We start from the raw sequence: 19,229 nt of genomic DNA, 5'->3' as shown, positions 1-19,229 counted from the left end.
CGCTCGCGTCGCCTCCGGCACTTCCCGGAGGTTCTCCCATGGCTATCCTCGACACCGCCGTCACGGCGACCGAGACCATCACGGTCGAAACGGCATCGAAGCGACGGCGCGGCGTGCGCGTGCACTTCACGCAATACAAGTGGCTTTATCTCCTGCTGCTGCCCGGCATCCTGTACTTCGCGCTCTTCCGTTACTGGCCGATGTACGGCGCGGTCATCGCGTTCAAGGACTATGTGCCGTTCCTGGGCATCGCCGACAGTCCGTGGGTGGGCTTCCAGCACTTCGAAGACTTCTTCTCGAGCCCGGACTTCCCCCGGCTGCTTGCGAACACGCTGATCCTCGCCGCACTGAGCCTGCTGATCGCCTTCCCCTTGACGATCGTCGTCGCGCTCCTGCTCAACGAGATGCGCGTGATGATCCTCAAGCGATCGGTGCAGACCCTCATCTACATCCCGCACTTCCTGTCCTGGACAGTGGTGGCCTCGCTGACGTATCTGCTGTTCGCGCTCGATGTGGGACCGCTGTTCCAGCTCATCAACGGCATCCTCGGCACCGACATCAACTTCCTCGCCGATCCGGCGTGGTTCCGGCCGATCATCGTGCTGCAAGACATCTGGAAGAACACCGGATGGGGAACCATCATCTTCCTCGCCGCACTCGCGACGGTCGATCAGGAACAGTATGAGGCGGCCATCATCGATGGCGCGGGCCGTTTCCAGCGCGTCTGGCACATCACGTTGCCGTCCATCATGCCGACGATCATCGTCATGCTCGTGCTCCAGATGGGGCAGATCCTCAACACCGGTTTCGAGCAGATCTACCTCATGACGAACTCGCTGAACCGGTCGGTCGCCGACGTCTTCGACACGTACGTCTACTTCATGGGCATCACGCAGGGCTCGTACAGCTACTCCACCGCGGTCGGCCTGTTCAAGGCGGTCGTCGGGGTCGTTCTGATCTTCGGCGCGAACTGGCTCGCCAAGCGCCTCAACCAGACGGGAATCTTCTGATGGCACGCGAGAAGTACCGCTTCAACACCCCTGCGGGGCGCGTCTTCGACGTCTTCAACGTCGTCCTGATGATCGCCATCGGGATCATCGCCCTGGTGCCGTTCGTCTTCGTGCTCGCGGGATCGTTCGCGACCGAAGCCGAGCTCGCGACCCGATCTTTCTTCCTCTGGCCGGAGACGTTCTCGCTGAGGGCGTATGAGGCGATCTTCACCAGCCCCGCGTTCGTGCGGGCGCTGATCACGACGATCGCCGTGACCGCGGTCGGAACCCTCGTGCAGCTGATGCTGACTGCCACGATGGCCTACCCGCTCAGTAAGGCGAACCTGCCCGGTGGGCGGTTGATCCTCTCTCTGGTGGTCTTCACGATGGTGTTCTCGGGCGGCATGATCCCGACCTTCCTCGTGGTGAAGGATCTCGGGTTGCTCAACAACTACTGGGCGTTGATCTTGCCCATGGCCATCAACCCCTTCAGCCTGATCATCATCAAGAACTTCTTCCAGCAGCTCCCGAACGAGCTGGAGGAGTCGGCGAAGATCGACGGCGCCAACGAGTTGCAGACGCTCTGGAGCGTCGTCCTCCCGCTGTCCAAGCCCGTGCTGGCGACCTTCGCCCTGTTCTATGCCGTCGGCATCTGGAACGACTTCATGTCGCCGCTGCTCTACCTGAACGACAACTCGATGTGGACGCTGCAGATGTTCCTGCGCCAGGTCACCGTCGCGACGGATCTCTCCATCGTCGAAGCCGATCCGTCGCAGCTGCCGCCGGCCCAGGGGATCAAGTTCGCCGTGATCATCGTGGCCACGCTCCCGATCGTCCTGTTCTACCCGTTCCTGCAGAAGCACTTCGCCAAGGGCATGCTGATCGGCTCGGTGAAGGGATGAGCCTGCTGTACGCGAACCCGCTCGCGGAACCCGACGACATCGCCGATTGGGTCGCTGAGGGGCCGCTGTCCGCCGGGCCCGGCGGCGATGGACTGGAGCTCTCCAGCGGCGGCGGCTTCGACGACCACTGGACGCTCTGGTGCCCCGAGGTCTTCGGTGATCGCATCCGGGTGACGTGGGAGTTCTCGCCCCGTGGTGAGCCCGGGCTCGCCATGCTGTTCTTCGGGGCCGCCGCCGATGGCGGCGGCGGGATCTTCGATGACGGTCTCGCCGCGCGCACGGGCGCGTATCCCCAGTACCACTCTGGCGACATCCGCACCCTGCACGTGTCGTACTTCCGCCGTCGGTGGGAAGACGAACGCGCGTTCCACACGTGCAACCTGCGCAAGTCGCCGGGCTTCCACCTGGTTGCGCAGGGTGCGGACCCGTTGCCGCCCGTCGCCGACGCCCGCGACGCGTTCTACCGCATCGAGGTCGTAAAGGACGGCGCGCACGTCGCGTTCGCGATCGACGGACTTCCGCTCTTCTCCTGGAGCGACGACCAATCCACCGGTCCTCGCATCCGCGACGGCCGCATCGGATTCCGCCAGATGTCGCCTCTCGTCGCCCGCTATCGAAACCTGGAGGTTCACGCGCTGTGACCCGGTCCGAGACCACCATCCCGCTCCGCTGGCTCGACGATGCGGTGCCGGCCTCCCTGGCCGCAGGCGCCACCTGGGGAGTGCCCCTCACGCGCGGAACGGTCGCCGACCCGGCATCGCTGCGACTGCGTGAGGTCGCGGGGGCCGAGGTGCCCGCGCAGTTCTGGACGCTCGCGACCTGGCCCGACGGTTCGGTGAAGTGGGCCGGCACCGCCGTGGGAGCGCTGGACGAGCCGCGCGAGTACGAGGTCGTGATCGCGGATGCCGTGGGCGCGTCTGTGCAGCCGGAGGCGCCCGTCACCGTCGAGCACCGGGGCGGCAGCGTCGTGGTCTCCAACGGCCTGGTCGAGGTCGAGTTCGGCGCCGTGGGTTCCGACATGCTCCTGCGCTCCATCGATAGAGGCGGCCGGGCGGTCGCCGAGGACGTGCGCATGGTGAGTCTGCTGCAGCACGAAATCCCGGAGGACGGCGGGGCGGCGCCCCGTGTGCGCTTCGCCTCGCGCACCACAGCCGTCGAGGTCGAGCAGCGCGGCCCCGTGCGCGCGGTCGTGCGCATCGAGGGCATCCATCGCGCTCAGGACGGAGACCGGGAGTGGCTGCCGTTCACCCTGCGCGTCGTCGTGGTTACGGGCTCTGCGCAGCTGCGCCTCGTGCACAGCGTGATCTGGGACGGCGACGCCGAGCATGACTTCCTCGCAGGATTGGGCCTGCGTGCTGCGGTTCCGCTCAGAGAACCGCTGCACGACCGCCACGTGAGACTCGCCGGGGCAGAGGGGGGATTCTTCTCGGAGTCGGTGCGCGGCGTGACCGGCCTGCGCCGCGACCCCGGCGCAGATGTGCGCGCCGCCCAGATCGCCGGGCGGCGTACACCGGCGACGGAGTCATGGAATCCCGAGGTCTCGAACCGGTTGGAGCTCATCCCGTCCTGGGCCGACCTCACGCTCACCCAGCTGAGCGCCGACGGCTTCGCCATCCGCAAGCGGACGAAGGCCGGGCACGCCTGGATCGATGCGGGGGCCGGCACACGCGCGGAGGGGTACGTCGCGGTCAGCGACCCGAGCGGTGGCCTGGGTGTCGGCATCCGGTCGTTCTGGCAGTCCCACCCCGGCCAGCTCGACCTGAGGGGCTTGACGGGAGAGAGGGCGGAGCTCACGGCGTGGCTGTATGCGCCCGAGGCGCGACCGATGGACATGCGTTTCTACCACGACGGCCTTGGCCAGGAGGACTTCGCGACGCAGCTCGAAGCGCTCGAGATCACCTACGAGGACTATGAGCCCGGTTTCGGCGACGCCCATGGTGTCGCCCGGACGCACGAGCTGACTCTGTTCGCGTACGACGCGACGCCCACCATCGAGCGCGCCGCCGAGGCGGTGTCGGCGCTGCAGCAGCCGCCGCTCCTCCAGCCGACGCCCGGACACCTCGCTTCGGTGGGCGTGTTCGGCGATTGGGCTCCGGTGGACCGTTCCACGGCGGCCCGGGCGGAGATCGAGGACAGCCTCGACTTCCTGCTCGACTTCTACCTGCGGCAGATCGATCAGCGCCGCTGGTACGGGTTCTGGAACTACGGCGATGTCATGCACGCGTACGATCCGGACCGACATGTCTGGCGTTACGACGTCGGCGGCTACGCCTGGGACAACAGCGAGCTCTCGCCCGACCTGTGGCTGTGGTACTCGTACCTGCGCACCGGTCGAGCAGACGTCTTCCGTCTCGCCGAGGCGATGACCCGTCATACCGGCGAGGTCGATGTCTATCACCTCGGTCGCTGGCAGGGCCTCGGATCTCGGCACAACGTGCAGCACTGGGGATGCAGTGCCAAGCAGCTCCGCATCTCCAGCCCGATATACCGTCGCTTCTTCCACTACCTCACCGCCGACGAGCGGGTCGGCGACCTGCTGACGGAGCTGCGTGACAGCGACGCCCGATTCCTCGATACCGACCCGACGCGCAAGGTGCGCCCGGATGCCGCCACCTACCGTCCGGATCGTGGCGCCCTGGCGGTGGGCTTGGGCACCGATTGGGGCGCTCTGGCCGCGACGTGGCTCGCGGACTGGGAGCGCACGGGCAACGAGCGGTCGCGCGACCGTCTCCTGGGGACGATGGCGGACATCGGCGCACTGCCGCGCGGGTTCCTCACGGGGGAGGCGCTGTACGACATCGACGCGGGCCGGTTCGAGACGACCCGCGATCGCGTCGCGGTGTCGCATCTGAGCGCCGTCTTCGGCCTCGTGGAGGTCGCGAGCGAGCTGATCTCGCTGGTCGATGTCCCCGGGTTCCGGGGGGCCTGGATCGATTACTGCCGCCTGTATCTGGCCTCACCGGAGGAGCAGATCGCCGCCGTGGGCGAGCAGCTGAGCGGCATCCATCTCGAGCAGGCCCACAGCCGTCTCACCGCATACGCGGCGGCGGCGACCGGCGACGATGCGCTTGCAGACTCGGCGTGGGAGGCCTTCGAGGGCATCGGCGAGTGGCTCGTTCACCGCAGCGACTTCGTGCTGAAGCGGATCGACGGCGCCGCGGTTCTGAACCCCGTCGATGAGGCGCCGAGCGTGGGCACAAACGACGTCGCACAGTACGGTCTCGCCGCGATCCAGAATCTCGCGCTGATCGGCCACCGTCTGCCCGAGTGACGAGTCGGTGCTCAGACACCGTCGCCGAGAAAAGGTGTTCTGCCGACGGCAGGCCGCATGTTGCTGCATAAGGCCTGTCTCCGGCAGATCACCGGTTCTCCGCAAACGGGGAGTGGATGCGTCGCCCGCCCATTGTTGCTGAGATCAGGTGTTCTGCCGAGAACAGGCCGCAGGCGCTCCCGATCGGCCTGTCTTCGGCGGATCACCTGATCTCAGCAAGTGGGGAACAGCAGTGGATGCCGCGCCCCGCGCGCCGCGCGCGCAGCGCTGCGCGCCGCGAGCGCTCCGCGCTCAGCGCTCGGCGACGAGCTCGCCGTCCTCCACGCGGAGCCGCGCGACGTGCACGGCGCTGCGGCGGTGCGCCAGGTCGGCGGCGTCCTCGAGTTCGCTGCCGTCCCACCACGGATGCGTGAAGTAGTAGAGCAGCGCCTCGTCGCCGACGAGGGTCACGGCGCCGTGCCGGCCGATCTGGATGCCGCGCGCGGGCGGTCCGGATTCGCCGAGGACCACGGCATCCGCCCCGCCCTGCCGCTCCCACGAGATCGCGTCGTCGGAGCGATACACCGCCATGCCGCGCCACTCGTCGACGATCAGGAACCACGAGCCGTCGAGGGGGAACGCGGTCGGGCCCTCGTGGGGACGCCCGCCGATCGCGGTGCCGTCGGCCCGCCACGACGAGAGGTCCGGCGAGACCGCGACCTTGGTCACCGAATCGGCCGCCTCGTCCTTGTACCAGAGGCGCCACAGCCCGTCGGGGCAGCGCTCGACGGCCGCGTCGATCACGCGGTCGCTGTCGAGGTCGAGTTTGCCGCGCCGCGTCCACGTCGCGAGATCGTCGGACACGTACTCCACGATGTGCCGCGGATGCCCCGCCCACTGCGACGGGATGCCCGCGATCTCGGTGAGGTACATGCGCCACCGCGCACCGTCGTGGACGATCTCCGGGGCCCAGTGCGTGGCATCCACCGCCGTCGGCGGTTCGCCGGACCGCAGCACGAGGCGGGCGGCCTCGGGCTCGAGGGTTCCGGCATAGGTCCAGCGCAGCCCGTCGTCGCTGCGGGCGACGCCCACCCGCGACCCGTGCACCCACGCGACCCCGGGACCGGGTTCGGGATGCGTCGCCCGGCGCTGCGTGTAGAACATCCACCATCCGCTCCCCGCGTCGCGCACCACGCGCGGGTCGGTGGCGCCGTCGTAGACCGGGTCCCGGTAGATCTCGCCCGGGGCGGAGGCATCGGGGTCGATGGCGGGCGCATCGGGGTCGATGGCGTCCGTGTCGCGGTCGGCGGCCGTCATGGGATCAGGCGCGTCGGTCGGTGACGGGGCTCGCGAACCCGCGGCGGTGCGTCGGATGCTGCGCCAGGCGCTCCGGCGTCACCGCGGCGCCGTCGGCTGCCGAGGCGTAGATCGCCGCGACGATCTCGAACGAGCGCGCCGGGTCGGCCGCAGTCGGAGGCAGCGGGGCCCCCGCCCGCAGCGCATCGAAGACCGCACGGATGAGCGGGTTGTGGCCGCTCGCCTCCTCGCTCTCCGGCAGCTGCCAGGCCTCGGCCTCGGCTTCGAAGCCCGGTGCGGGGGTGATCTTCCAGTGCTCGTGCGCGTGCCCGTAGAGGTGGTCGACGGTGATCGTGGCCTTCTGCGTGTCGATGCGGATGGAGCTCACCTCGCGCGGCGAGACCGCGCTGGTCGTCACCGCGGCGACGGCGCCGTTCGCGAACGTCACGGTCGCCGTCGAGGCGTCTTCGGTGCCGGTCTCGCGGTCGAGGCGCCAGAGCTGTCCCTGCACGCTCTCCCACTCGCCGAGGAGGTAGGCGAGCAGGTCGATCTGGTGGATCGCGTGACCGAGGGTGGGGCCGCCGCCCTCGGTCTCCCACTTGCCGCGCCACGGTACGGCGAAGTAGTCGGCGCCCCGGAACCAGAGCGTCTGGCACTGGGCCATCAGAGGCCGGCCGAAGGCGCCGGCGTCGAGGAGGCGCTTGACGTGGGCGGCGGCGGTGCCGGTCCGCTGCTGGAACACGACAGCGAGCTCGCGCCCTGCCGCGGCGGCGGCCGCGCGCATCTGGTCGAGCTCCTCGAGGCTCGGTGCCGGGGGCTTCTCGACCACCACGTGGGCACCCGCGGCGAAGGCGGCGAGCGTCTGGGCGGTGTGCGCAACGGGGGGAGTGCACACGTGCACGACGTCGGGCTTCACCTCGGCCAGGAGGGTGTCGAGGTCGTCGTAGACCGCGGCCACGCCGTGGCGCTCGGCGAAGGCCTCGGCCGACGCCCGTGAGAGGTCGGTGACCGCCACCAGCTCGGCGGCCGGGTAGGCCTCGATCGCGTCGGCGTGGGCGTGGGCGATCGCACCGGTGCCCACGATCACGCAGCGGAGGGAGTCGGTCACAGGTGGTCTCCTTCGACGGGTGGATGCCGCACCCCGCGGCATCCATCCCACCCTAAAACGTTTCGCAGGAAAGCGCTATCCCGCCCGTGCGCGCCGGTTCAGCGGGCGAGGCCGGCCTGCGTGGCATGCAGGTGGGCGTAGCGGCCGCCCGAGGCGACGAGCGCATCGTGGGGACCGACCTCGACCACCCGGCCGTGCTCGAGCACCACGATGCGGTCGGCCTCGCGGATCGTCGAGAGCCGGTGGGCGACCACGAGCGTCGTGCGGCCCCGCATGAGGCGGTTGAGGGCGTCTTTGACGAGCTCCTCCGACTCCGGGTCGAGAGCCGAGGTCGCCTCGTCGAGCAGCAGGATCCGCGGATCCCGCACGAGCGCCCGCGCGATCGCCAGGCGCTGGCGCTGGCCGCCGGACAGGCGCGCGCCGCGCTCGCCGACGACGGTGTCCCATCCGCCCGGCAGCGTGTCGACGAACTCCGCGGCGTTGGCGTCGCGCAGCGCCGCCCGCAGCTGCTCGTCCGATACGTCGTCGAGGCCGTACGCGATGTTCTCGCGGATCGTCCCCTCGAACAGCACGGATTCCTGCGGCACGACCGAGACCGACCGGCGCACCGTGCGCAGGTCGAGGTCCTGCATATCGGCGCCGTCGAGCAGGATCCGGCCGGAAGAGGGGCGCACGAATCCGAGCACGAGGTTCAGCATGGTCGACTTGCCCGACCCCGACGACCCCACGAACGCCACGGTCTCGCCCGGGCGGATGTCGAGCGAGACGTCGTGCACGGCATCCCGGTCCGCGCCGTCGTAGCGGTGCGAGACGTGGTCGAGCGCGAGGTGGCCGCCCACGTCGTCGACCGCCCGCTTGCCCTCGTTCTGCTCGAGGTCGGGCTCCTGCAGCACCTCCGAGATCGAGCGCATGGACTCCAGGCCGCGCGCGCCGACGGGGATGAGCATGAGCAGCTGGGTGAGCCCGCCGGTCAGCAGCGTGAAGTAGGTCGAGAGCAGCACGACCTCGCCGGGCGTGATCGGCAGCACGCCGGTGAGCGAGAAGATCGCGGCGAGCACCAGGCAGCCCACTCCGAGCAGCTGCATCGCCACCCAGGAGATGGATGCCACGTGCCCGTTGAGCATGTCGAGGTGCAGCCCCGCGCGCCGCACGCCGTCGGCGCCCGTCGCCACGCGCGTGACGGCCGTCTGCTCGAGGCCGTGCGCACGGGTGACGGGGATGAGGGAGGCCATCTCGCCGACGCGGGCCGAGAGCGTCTCCACCTCGCGGCGGAACACCTCGTTGCGCTCGCGCGAGCGGTTGCGCAGCCCGTACCGGATGCCGAGGGCGATCGGCACGGCGAGCGCGTACACGGGCAGGAACTGCGGCACGGCGATCGCCGTCATCGAGATCGCGCCGATCATCACCATCGTCGCCGACAGCAGCGGGTGCGTGACCTGCTGCAGCATGAGTTCGATGTTCTCGACATCGCGCACGACCTTGGTCTGCACGATCGAGGAGCTCACCCGCGTGTGGTAGCCGATCGACAGGCTCTGCAGGCGTGCGGCGAGGGCGTTGCGCAGGTCCGCGCCGGTGTCGCGCACCACCGTCATGAAGTTGCGCGTGTAGACGATGTGCATCGGGTAGTTCTGCAGCAGCAGCACGGCGGCGATGGCGAACCAGATGAGCACCGTGGACACCTCGCCGCCGTTGGCGACGATGTCGATGATGCGCGCGGTCACCACCGGCAGGAACCACAGCGGGATCTCCTTGCACGCGAAGGCGAGGATCGCGACCGTCATCCGGCCCGGTCGGCGCGCCAAGAGGCGCAGCACCGAGCGCGCGGGGCGGGGGTTCTGCACGATCCGGATCGTCCCGGTAAACGCTTTCTGCGTCATGATGACATCGTAGCGATGGATGCCGCACCGCGGCCGACCGGAGGAAGAAATGACGTACCACCTCGCCGGCGACTCGACAGTCGCGCCCGCCAAGCCCGCCGAGCTGCCGATGACCGGATGGGGCGACTACCTCGAGCCGGTCGTGGAGGCGCCGGTGCGCAACCTCGCCTTCGGCGGGGCGACGACCCAGTCGTTCATCGATGCCGGCTCCTGGGCCGAGCTGATCGGCGGCGTGGTCGCCGGTGACACCGTGGTCATCCAATTCGGGCACAACGACCAGAAGGTCGCCGAGCTCGCCGCGCGCGGCGGCTACGCCGACCGGCTGCGCGGCTTCGTGGCCGAGGTGCGCGAGCGCGGCGCGTCGGCGGTGCTGTGCACTTCGACCGAGCGCCGCTGGTTCGACGGGGACCGGGTGACCCCCACGCACGGCGACTACCCGAACGCCGTGCGCGACCTCGCGCACGAGCTCGACGTGCCGCTGATCGACCTCACCGCGTTCACGACCTGGCTCTACGAGGATCTCGGGCCCGCGGCATCCACGGAGCTGCTCTCGCACTTCGCACCGGGGGAGCACCCGCTGTGGCCCGATGGACTCGCCGACGACACGCACTTCCACGAGCGCGGGGCGCGCCGCATCGCGGCGTACGCCGGCCGGCAGCTGCGCGCGATCGAGCGCCGCGACGGCGATCAGCCGGCGAAGGGCTCGCAGCTTGTGAGCTGACGCCAGGCAGGCGCCTCCCCGCCCGCCGTCCACCGCTCCGCTGTCACAAAGTGCACGGGCAAGCGCAGATTGCGACAGCGGAGCAGCGGACGCGGGGCGGCGGACGCGGGACGGCGGGGACAGCGGAGCAGCGGACGCGGGGCGGCGGGGCGCAGCCGAGCGGTGGACGCGGGGCCAGGGCTCTGCGGGCGGCGGCGCTCAGTACCTGCCGCGGCCCGCGGTGGAGGCGCGCACGGCGAGCTCGGGCTGGTAGACGATGTTGCCGAGGGTGGACCCGGCCTCGCCGTTGATGCGCGCGATGAGCAGGTCGGCGGCTGTGCGCCCCATCTCCCGCGCAGGCTGGCGCACCGACGTGAGCGGCACCGCGGCGATCGCCGCGAACTCGATGTCGTCGTAGCCGACGACCGCGACGTCTTCGGGCACGCGCACACCGCGCGAGATGAGTCCGTGCACGAGGCCGATCGCGAGGTGGTCGTTCGACACGACGAGGCCGTCGGGCCGGTCCTCGGGAGCCCGCGCGGCGAGCTGCTCGCCGAACGCGCGACCGAGCTCCGAGGTCGTGCGCTCGGTCCACACCGGCTCGAGCGTCGCGCCGGCCACCGCGGCGACGGCCGCGCGGGCGCCCTGCAGACGCTCGCGCACCTGTCGCACGGCTTCTCGCGCACCGACATAGGCCAGGCGCCGCCGTCCCGTTGCGAGCAGGTGCTCGGCCGCGAGGCGGCCACCCGCCACGTCGTCGAACGAGACCGAGGGGAGCTCGCCCTGGTCGTCGATCGCATCGACCAGCACGACCGGGATGCCGCGCCGTCGCAGCCGCTCGAGCCACGGCCCGGTCTCGCCGAAGGGGGAGACGAGCGCGCCCTCGACCTGCACGCGTTCGAACAGCTCGAGGTGGTCGCGCTCCTTGGCGGCGTCGTCACTCGAGTTTCCGACGAGGATCCGCAGCCCGGCGGCCGAAGCGGCGTCTTCCGCGCCGGCGACCATGTCGCCGAAGAACGGATTGGCGATGTTGATGACGGTCATGCCGAGCAGTCCGCTGCGCCCGGCGCGCAGCTGCTGCGCCGCCTGCAGGGGCACGTAGCCGAGCTGGTCGGCGGCGCTGCGGACCCGCTCGACGAGTCGCTCGCTCACCAGGTGAGGGCGGTTGAGGGCGTTGGAGACCGTGGAGATCGACACGCCGGCGCGGTCGGCGACATCGCGGATGCCGACTCGCTTCATGGCGCCTCGTCTCGTCGTCGAACCGGCGGCGGGTGCCGCTGGGGCATGGCGGAAACATACAGGTGGCCCACCGTCGACGAGGTCCGTAATCACGTCGACGGTGAGCCGTGAAACGTTTCGCGGTCGAGGCTAGGCGAGGAGGGGGGATGCCCGCAAGTACAGCCTCCGGATCCATGAAACGTTTCGGGAAAGGGCTTGCCGGAGTCGGGACGGCTGTGCAAGACTGCCCACGGTCGACCTAGGAATGCGTTTTCCATCCGTCCGTAGTCCGTCGCACGACAGGTCGATCCACAACAGAAGAACGCAGGGCCCGAGTCCGTACGCGCCCGGTTCACCGCGAGAGGACGCCGCGCCGTAGCGGCATCCGTTCGCTCCTTTGCCGATGTAGACACAAGGAGGAACCGTGCCTGATCCGTCTGTGCGCCCCCAGAGCGCACGACCCGAGCACACGGCCGTCGCGCCGCCCTCGCCCCCCGTCCACCGCGCGCGCCGCATCGCGGCCGCCACGACCGCAGCGGCCGTCGTCGGCGCCCTGCTGACCGTCGCCCCCGCCGGCGCCGCGACCGCCATCGAGCCGAATGCCGACGGCGCGTACCTGTTCGACTTCGGCACCGGCACGAGCCCGGTCGCCGAGGGCTGGATAGAGATCGACGCGACGTCGCTCTACACCGAGGAGGCCGGTTACGGCATCACTGCCGTCACGGGAACCGCGCTGTTTTCACGCGATCGAACGGGTGATCAGCCCGATCCGATGCTCGGCGATTTCCTCGCATCTACGGACTATGAGTTCGCCGTCGACGTCCCCGACGGGGCGTATATGGTGAAGGCGACGATCGGAGACGCGCTCGCCAGCGCGTCTGGAACAAACGCCACCATCAGCTACGAAAGCGTCGCGCAGCCGCGCTTCACGAACGGCCGCGGTTCTTCGGCATCCCAAACAGCGAACGTCGTGGTCGAAGACGGGCAGCTCAGCGTCCGGTTCACCGGCAGCAACCTCGGCGCGTACATCAACGGCCTCGAGGTCGCCCCGGTCGTCCCCGATGCTCCCGCCGACGTCACGGTGAGCCGCATCGCGTGGAACGCGGTGGACCTCACCTGGTCCGCTATGGCGGATGCTGCGACCTACCGCGTGCTGCGCGCCGACGTCACCGGCGACACCACCGGCACCTTCGCACCGATCGCCGAGGGCCTCACCGACCCGGCATACTCTGACACGTCTGTCGCGGTCGGCGGCTCGTACGCCTACGCCGTCGTCGCGGTCAGCGCCTACGACCGGTCCTCCGCCCCGAGCGCGAACGCGCTCAGCGGCGAGATCCCGGCGCTGGCCGAGCCCGAGGCCCCGGCCGACCTCGCGGTCGCCGCGGTCACCACCGACTCGGTGGCCCTCACCTGGAGCGCGGTCGCGAACACCGACACGTACCTGGTCGAGCGTGCGGCCGCCGGCAGCGACGCTTTCGAGACGCTCGCCACCCTCGACGCCCCCGGGTACACCGACACCGGGGTCGACACCGACCAGGCGTGGACGTACCGCGTCACGGCTCAGAACGCGGCCGGCGCGGCATCCACCTCGGTCGACTCCGCCGTGTACATCGCCCCGGCGCCGCTGCCCGACAGCGACGTCGTGACCTTCGACTTCGGCTCCGGTGCCGTCGCCGACGGTGCGCTGCCGGTGACGGCCGCGACCACGTTCGCCGAGGAGTGGGGCTACGGCTTCACCACCGCGCCGGCCGCGACTCCCGCCGACATCGACCGCGGCACGGCCGACGCCCTCCGCAGCGACTTCGTCGCCGTGACGGACTCCACCTTCGAGGTGGCCCTCGGCGCGGGCGACTACTCCGTGCAGCTGATCGCCGGCGACGCGGAGAACGCCACCACCACCACGATCACCGCAGAGGGCATCGCCAAGGTGCTCGCCAACCCGCAGGCGGCGGGCGCGTACCTGGAGATGGCGTTCACGCTCGCGCTCGTCGACGGCACGCTGACCCTCGAGTTCGCCGGGGACGCGGCATCCCTCAACGCCCTCACCATCACCCGACTGCCCGCGCGCGTGGCCGGTGCCATCACCACCGCGTACATCACGGGCGACTCCACGGTGCAGACCTACGACCCGATCGCCTACGCGCCGCAGGCCGGCTGGGGCCAGATGATCGACCGGTTCTTCGCCGACGACATCGCCTTCGCCAACCACGCGATCGGCGGCCGGTCGTCGAAGAACTTCATCACGCAGGGGCGTCTCGACGAGGTGCTGCGCGCCATCCGTCCGGGTGACTACCTGTTCGTGCAGTTCGGGCACAACGACGCCACGCAGGGCGTCGACGACCGTTACGCGAGCCCCGAGGACTACAAGGAGTACCTCCGCACCTACGTCGAGGGCGCCCGCCAGCGCGGCGCGACCCCGATCCTGGTGACCCCGGTCTCGCGCCGGAGCTTCAACGCCGACACGGGACTGTTCAACGTCAGCTTCCCCGAGTACGTCGCGAAGATGACCGAGCTCGCACAGGAGGAGGACGTGCTGCTGGTCGACCTCTCCCTCTCGTCGCGGGAGTACCTGAACGAGATCGGCCCCGAGGCGGCCAAGGCCGTGTTCCTGCACGTCGATCCGGGCGTGTTCCCGAACCGCCCCGCCGGCATCGTCGACGACACGCACTTCCAGGAGTACGGCGCCATCCAGATGGCCCGGCTCATCGCGCAGGACGTCGCGCAGCTCGACGACCCGCTGGCCGCCGAGGTAGCCGACATCGAGCCTCCGGCCGAGGTGCCGCCGGCGCCGCAGAACGTCGTCGCGGGTGCGATCTCCAACGGCGGTGCGACCCTGCAATGGGATGCCGCGCCGACCGCCGACATCTACAAGATCTATCGTCAGGCCGTCGCCGACCCGGAGCCCACCTGGGCGCTCGTGGGCATGGTCACCCAGACGAGCTCGATCGTGCAGGGTCTCGCCGAGGGCACCGCGTACCGGTACCGGGTCGTGGCCGTCAACGGCCGCGGCGAGTCCGAGCCGAGCGCTGCGGTGACCTTCACCACGAAGCAGGCGAAGTACAAGTTCGACTTCCAGCTCGCGGGCAACCCGCTCATGCCCGGCTACACCGAGGTGCTGCCGACCATGGGCTACACCGCGGAGCGCGGGTTCGGCTTCGAGACACCACTCTCGTCGGGCGCGGGCCGCGACCGCGGCCCCGCCGAGGGATCGAACGACCTCATCCGCGACTTCATGCTGCCGGGTGACTCGTCGACCTTCACGCTCGACGTGCCCAACGGCACCTACTCCGTGAAGACCTACTCGGGCGACTGGATCGGCTCCACCCGCACGAGCTTCCGGGTCGAGGGCCGCGAGGCGGGCACCGGGAACGCCGGTCGCGCGAGTGTCAACGACACGCTGCGCGGACCGTTCCTGGTCACCGACGGTCAGCTGAACGTCGAGGCCTACGGCGCCGCCGCCGGCACGCGCTTCAACGGACTCGAGGTCACGCCGATCCTCCTCGGCCCGACCGGGCTCGAGGTGGCATCGGTCGATGCCGACCCCGAGGCGCCGAGTGTGTCGCTGGTGTGGGATGCCGAGCCCGGCCTCACCTGGAACGTCTACCGGCAGTCGCCGTTCGAGACCAAGCCGGTGCGCGTCGGCTCGGTGAGCGAGCCGTCGTACGTCGACACCACCGCGCGGGTGGGGCTCGACTACGACTACTACGTGACCGCCGTCGACCAGACCGCGCTCGAGTCGGTGCCGTCCCAGACGGTGGAGGTCTCGTTCGTGGATGCCGAGGTCGAGGTGCCCAGCGCGCCGCAGGACCTCTCGGTCGTGAGCCTCGACAAGCGCGAGCTCGAGATCTCGTGGGCCGCGCCGGTGAACACGCTGTACTACCTCGTGTTCCGCTCCGAGGTGGAGGGCGAGCAGGGCGACCTGGTCGGCTTCGCCCCGACGAGCCGATTCACCGACGCCGACGTGCTGACCACCATCCCGTACTTCTACACCGTGATCGGTGTGAACGCGGGTGGCGCGGGTGCGGCATCCACTCAGCTCGAGACGGATGCTCCGACCGTGCTGCAGCGTCAGGCGGAGTACCTCGACCGGGCGCCGCATGCGATGGCCACCGATGAGGGCAACCTCGTGACGTGGCGTCTGCTGGGCACCGACCCGGCGAGCGTGGCGTTCCACGTCTACCGCGACGGGAAGCGGATCACCGACGAGCCGGTCACCGGCTCGACGAACCTGCTCGACGCCGACGGCGACGCGGACTCGATCTACTTCGTCACGGCGCTCACGGGCACAGGGGTGCTGAACGAGGTCGAGACGACCGAGACCGACGAGTTCGGCGTGCAGACGAGCGCCTACCTGTCGATCCCGCTGCAGAAGCCGGCCGACGCGTACACGAAGGACGGGCAGCCCTACAGCTACTCGGCCAACGACGCCTCGGTGGGCGATGTCGACGGCGACGGCCAGTACGAGTACCTCGTCAAGTGGTACCCGTCCAACGCGAAGGACAACTCGCAGGCCGGTTACACCGGCAACGTGTACGTGGATGCGTACCGCCTCGACGGCACGCGCCTGTGGCGCGTCGACCTGGGCGTGAACATCCGCGCCGGTGCCCACTACACCGACCTGATGTTCTACGACTTCGACGGCAACGGCACGGCGGAGCTCATCACCCGCACCGCCGACGGCACGATCGACGGCGTGGGTCAGCCGATCGGCAACGCGAGCGCCGACCACCGCAACAGCTCGGGGTACGTGCTCACCGGTCCGGAGTTCCTCACGGTGTTCGACGGGCAGACGGGTGCGGCGATCGACACGATCGACTTCATCCCGCCGCGCGGCGATGTCGGTGCGTGGGGCGACGCCTACGGCAACCGGGTCGACCGGTTCCTCGCGTCGGTGGCGTACCTCGACGGGGAGACGCCGAGTGCGATCTTCAGCCGCGGGTACTACACCCGCGCGGTGATCGGCGCGTACGACTTCGACGGCGAGAACCTCAGCAGCCGCTGGGTGATCGACTCGAACGAGGAGGGTGCCGAGGGCCTGTACGGCGAGGGCTATCACTCGATGTCGGTGGCCGACGTGGACGGCGACAGCAAGGACGAGGTGATCTTCGGGTCGGCCACGGTCGACGACGACGGCACCCTGCTCTACGCGACCGGCCTCGGTCACGGCGACGCGCAGCATGTCTCCGACCTCGACCCCAGCCGTCCTGGCCTGGAGATGTTCTCGGTGCACGAGAACATGAACGCCGCCGGCAACCGCGGTGCGACGTTCCGCGACTCCCGCACCGGCGAGATCCTGTGGGATGTCCCGGCGACGGTCGACACCGGCCGTGGGGCCTCGGGCGACATCGACCCCCGCTACGAGGGGGCCGAATCGTGGGTCATCGGCGGAGACGCCGCGTGGAACACCCGCGAGGGCTACCTCATGTCGGCCTCGGGCGAGCGCATCGCCGAGACGATCCCGGCGGCGAACTTCGTCGCCTGGTTCGACGGCGACCCGCTGCGCGAGATCGTGGACCACGCGTTCAACCAGGAGGAGTACTGGGGCTACCCCACGATCTCCAAGTGGAACTGGGAGACCGAACACGAGGAGGTCATCCTCGCCGATGAGGGCGCGCGGTCGAACAACGGCACGAAGGGCACGCCGAACATCCAGGGCGATCTGTTCGGTGACTGGCGTGAGGAGATCGCGTGGCGCTCCGCGGATTCGTCGGAGCTGCGGATCTACTCGACCACCGAGGCGACGGAGTACCGGATCCCCACGCTGATGCACGACATGCAGTACCGCGTGGCAGTGGCGTGGCAGAACACCGGCTACAACCAGCCGCCGTGGCCGTCGTTCTTCATCGGCGACGGAATGGATGCCGCGCCCCTGCCGCAGATCGCGGTCACCGGCGCCCCCACGGGCTCGGCCGACACGACCGCACCGGTGGTGACGGGTCTGCCCGAAGAGGGCACCCTGCTTCCGAGCACGGGGTCGTTCAGCGTGGACGTGGCGGCGACGGATGCGGAGTCCGGGGTGCGCAACCTCGACATCGCGTTCGACGGTGTCCCGGTCGCACCCGGCGAGGTCATCGAGCTGGCCGAGAAGGTGGGCGTGCACACGCTGTCGGTCAACGCGGTCGACCACGCCGGCAACGTGACCGCGGCCTCCGTGCAGCTGCGGGTGTTCGATGACGAGGGTGCCACCCAGGTGCCCGGTCGTGGAGTGCTCTCCAGCGACTCCGGGTGGGAGGACGGGCTGCACGATGGCACGTTCACCATCTCGATGAACCTGTGGCACGGCGTCAACGGCGGCGTGTTCCGGCTCTACGAGAACGGCACCCTGATCGCCACGAAGCTGCTCGACGCGAACAGCCCGACCGCCCAGCTGACCACCGTCGAGGTGGCCGGCAAGGACAACGGCAGCTACGTATACACCGGTGAGCTCATCAACGCCGTCGGGTCGACCGCGACCACCTCGGTGACGGTGAAGGTGGTCGACGCGACCCCGGGTACCCCCGTGCTCTCGCACGACAACCGGGACAAGGACGGCGACTACACGGTGACCGCGAACCTGTGGTGGGGCACCAACGCGACCAGCTACACGCTGTTCGAGAACGGTGTGCTGATCGACGAGCAGCCGCTCGTGGCGGCATCCCCGAACGCGCAGCACGCGTCGACCGCGATCGCGGGCCGGGCACCGGGCACGTACACGTACGTCGCCGAGTTCGCCAACGCGGCGGGCACCACCGCATCCAAGGCGGTGACCGTCACCGTCAAGTAGCACCGCACGAAGCGACGGCCCTTCGTCACGCCGCCCCGCTCAGGTTCCTGAGCGAGCGCAGCGAGACGGAGGGCCGTCGTCGCACCGCCGATGACCGATAGCGGTCGTGCTGCGCGGCTACGGCATCGCCTCGAACACTTCGCGCGCGCGGAGCGTGCGGATGCGGGTCACCGGATGCGTCGCGAGCACGATCTTGCCGCGGGCGTGGAGGTGCTCGAGATCTTCGAAGGCCTCGACGATGTCGTCGACGTGGTAGAAGCCCGAGACCAGGAGACGGAAGGCGCCGCCGGCGGCCAGGTCCGCCACCTTCTGCAGCACCCCGGTCGCGTGGGCGACCGATTCGGGATCGTCGCGCAGCAGGCGAAGCTCGACCTCACGGCGGTCCTCGCTGGACCGATAGCGCTCCCTCGGAACCCCGAGCGCGTCGGCAACGTCCCGTCCGTCTTTCCCGAAGTTGTCGATGTAGGCCGTGACCGGGCCCTGGGCGGCCTTCTGGATCCGCTCGACGATGCCGTCGCCGTAGCGGACCGGGTGGATGCCGAGCTGGCGCAGGTAGTCGAAGTTGCGGTCTCCGCACGTGCCGATCACCCGTGCGCCGCGGTGCTTGGCCACCTGCGCCTCGATGCATCCGACCCCGCCCGCGGCCGCGGAGATCACGACCGTGTCGTCGGCGCCGATGCGGAGGTCATCGAGCGTCTCGAGGGCTGTCGCCCCGGCCAGGAACAGGCCGCCGGCGACCTCCCACTCGATGCTGCGGTGCTTTCGGACCAGGTTGGCGGCGGGCACGAGAAGGTGGCTCGCGTGGGCGCCCGCACGCACGTGGCCGATCACCTCGTCACCCGGGCGGAACCCGGTCACGCCGGGGCCGACGGCCCGGACGATGCCGGCGAAGTCGCTGCCGGAGCCCCGAGGCCACGGGTCATCGTGCCAGGTGGACTCCCTGCCGTTGCGCAGGAACGCATCCATGTGGTTGATCGCGGCGACGACGACTTCGACCAGGGCCTCTCCGTCGCGCGGTCTCGGCACCGGGAACTGGTGCCGCGCGAGCACATCGGCGTCGCCATAGTGGGTGAAGCGGTACGCGAATGCGTCGGGTTGAACTCTCATGGCGATCCCTTCGTCGGGT

At 69.8% G+C, this 19,229-nt stretch carries 11 protein-coding genes; 6 read left to right on the top strand and 5 right to left on the bottom strand.

What is annotated here, in order from left to right; translation table 11 throughout:
• Positions 1-38 precede the first annotated feature (38 nt).
• The 4 genes from HQM25_RS15300 to HQM25_RS15285 are packed head-to-tail and all read left to right on the top strand — an operon-like array spanning position 39 to position 5,162.
• Positions 39-1,010: an ABC transporter permease gene (locus tag HQM25_RS15300; RefSeq protein WP_172991007.1), complete on the top strand. Its 972-nt coding sequence runs from the start codon at positions 39-41 to the stop codon at positions 1,008-1,010.
• Positions 1,010-1,891 carry a carbohydrate ABC transporter permease gene (locus HQM25_RS15295; protein ID WP_172991006.1) on the top strand — a complete coding sequence of 294 codons (882 nt, stop codon included), beginning with the start codon at positions 1,010-1,012 and terminating at the stop codon, positions 1,889-1,891. The genes HQM25_RS15300 and HQM25_RS15295 overlap by 1 nt, the downstream gene beginning before the upstream one ends.
• On the top strand, positions 1,888-2,532 hold the full coding sequence (locus HQM25_RS15290; protein ID WP_172991005.1) for a DUF1961 family protein: 645 nt from the start codon (positions 1,888-1,890) through the stop codon (positions 2,530-2,532). Before HQM25_RS15295 ends, HQM25_RS15290 begins: the two co-directional genes overlap by 4 nt.
• Positions 2,529-5,162, top strand: coding sequence for a Tat pathway signal sequence domain protein (locus tag HQM25_RS15285; protein ID WP_217275159.1), 2,634 nt, complete (start codon positions 2,529-2,531; stop codon positions 5,160-5,162). Before HQM25_RS15290 ends, HQM25_RS15285 begins: the two co-directional genes overlap by 4 nt.
• Before the next feature lie 291 nt (positions 5,163-5,453).
• Here the strand turns inward: HQM25_RS15285 and HQM25_RS15280 are convergent, their stop codons facing one another.
• From HQM25_RS15280 to HQM25_RS15270, 3 genes are all read right to left on the bottom strand, one after another.
• Positions 5,454-6,458 carry a hypothetical protein gene (locus tag HQM25_RS15280; RefSeq protein WP_254359395.1) on the bottom strand — a complete coding sequence of 335 codons (1,005 nt, stop codon included), beginning with the start codon at positions 6,456-6,458 and terminating at the stop codon, positions 5,454-5,456.
• A 4-nt stretch (positions 6,459-6,462) separates the two neighbouring features.
• Positions 6,463-7,545 carry a Gfo/Idh/MocA family protein gene (locus HQM25_RS15275; RefSeq protein ID WP_172991004.1) on the bottom strand — a complete coding sequence of 361 codons (1,083 nt, stop codon included), beginning with the start codon at positions 7,543-7,545 and terminating at the stop codon, positions 6,463-6,465.
• A gap of 98 nt (positions 7,546-7,643) precedes the next feature.
• Positions 7,644-9,422, bottom strand: coding sequence for an ABC transporter ATP-binding protein (locus HQM25_RS15270; protein WP_172991003.1), 1,779 nt, complete (start codon positions 9,420-9,422; stop codon positions 7,644-7,646).
• 49 nt (positions 9,423-9,471) lie between these two features.
• Here HQM25_RS15270 and HQM25_RS15265 point away from each other — a divergent pair, with 49 nt between their 5' ends.
• Positions 9,472-10,143 carry a rhamnogalacturonan acetylesterase gene (locus HQM25_RS15265; RefSeq protein ID WP_172991002.1) on the top strand — a complete coding sequence of 224 codons (672 nt, stop codon included), beginning with the start codon at positions 9,472-9,474 and terminating at the stop codon, positions 10,141-10,143.
• Between the two features lie 198 nt (positions 10,144-10,341).
• On the opposite strand, the gene HQM25_RS15260 is transcribed toward HQM25_RS15265, so the two are convergent.
• Positions 10,342-11,361 (bottom strand): LacI family DNA-binding transcriptional regulator, encoded by a 1,020-nt coding sequence (locus HQM25_RS15260; protein WP_172991001.1) that lies wholly within the window; start codon positions 11,359-11,361, stop codon positions 10,342-10,344.
• Positions 11,362-11,764: 403 nt separating this feature from the next.
• On the opposite strand from HQM25_RS15260, the gene HQM25_RS15255 reads away from it, so the two are divergent.
• Positions 11,765-18,103, top strand: a complete 6,339-nt coding sequence (locus tag HQM25_RS15255; RefSeq protein WP_254359394.1) for a fibronectin type III domain-containing protein — start codon at positions 11,765-11,767, stop codon at positions 18,101-18,103.
• 117 nt (positions 18,104-18,220) lie between these two features.
• Here the strand turns inward: HQM25_RS15255 and HQM25_RS15250 are convergent, their stop codons facing one another.
• Positions 18,221-19,210, bottom strand: coding sequence for an NADP-dependent oxidoreductase (locus HQM25_RS15250; RefSeq protein WP_172991000.1), 990 nt, complete (start codon positions 19,208-19,210; stop codon positions 18,221-18,223).
• Between the last annotated feature and the right edge of the window lie 19 nt (positions 19,211-19,229).

It is taken from the genome of Microbacterium hominis, from assembly GCF_013282805.1.
Taxonomy (GTDB): domain Bacteria; phylum Actinomycetota; class Actinomycetes; order Actinomycetales; family Microbacteriaceae; genus Microbacterium; species Microbacterium hominis_B.
Note: the sequence above shows the minus strand (reverse complement) of the source record. Positions and strands in the feature narration are given on the sequence as shown.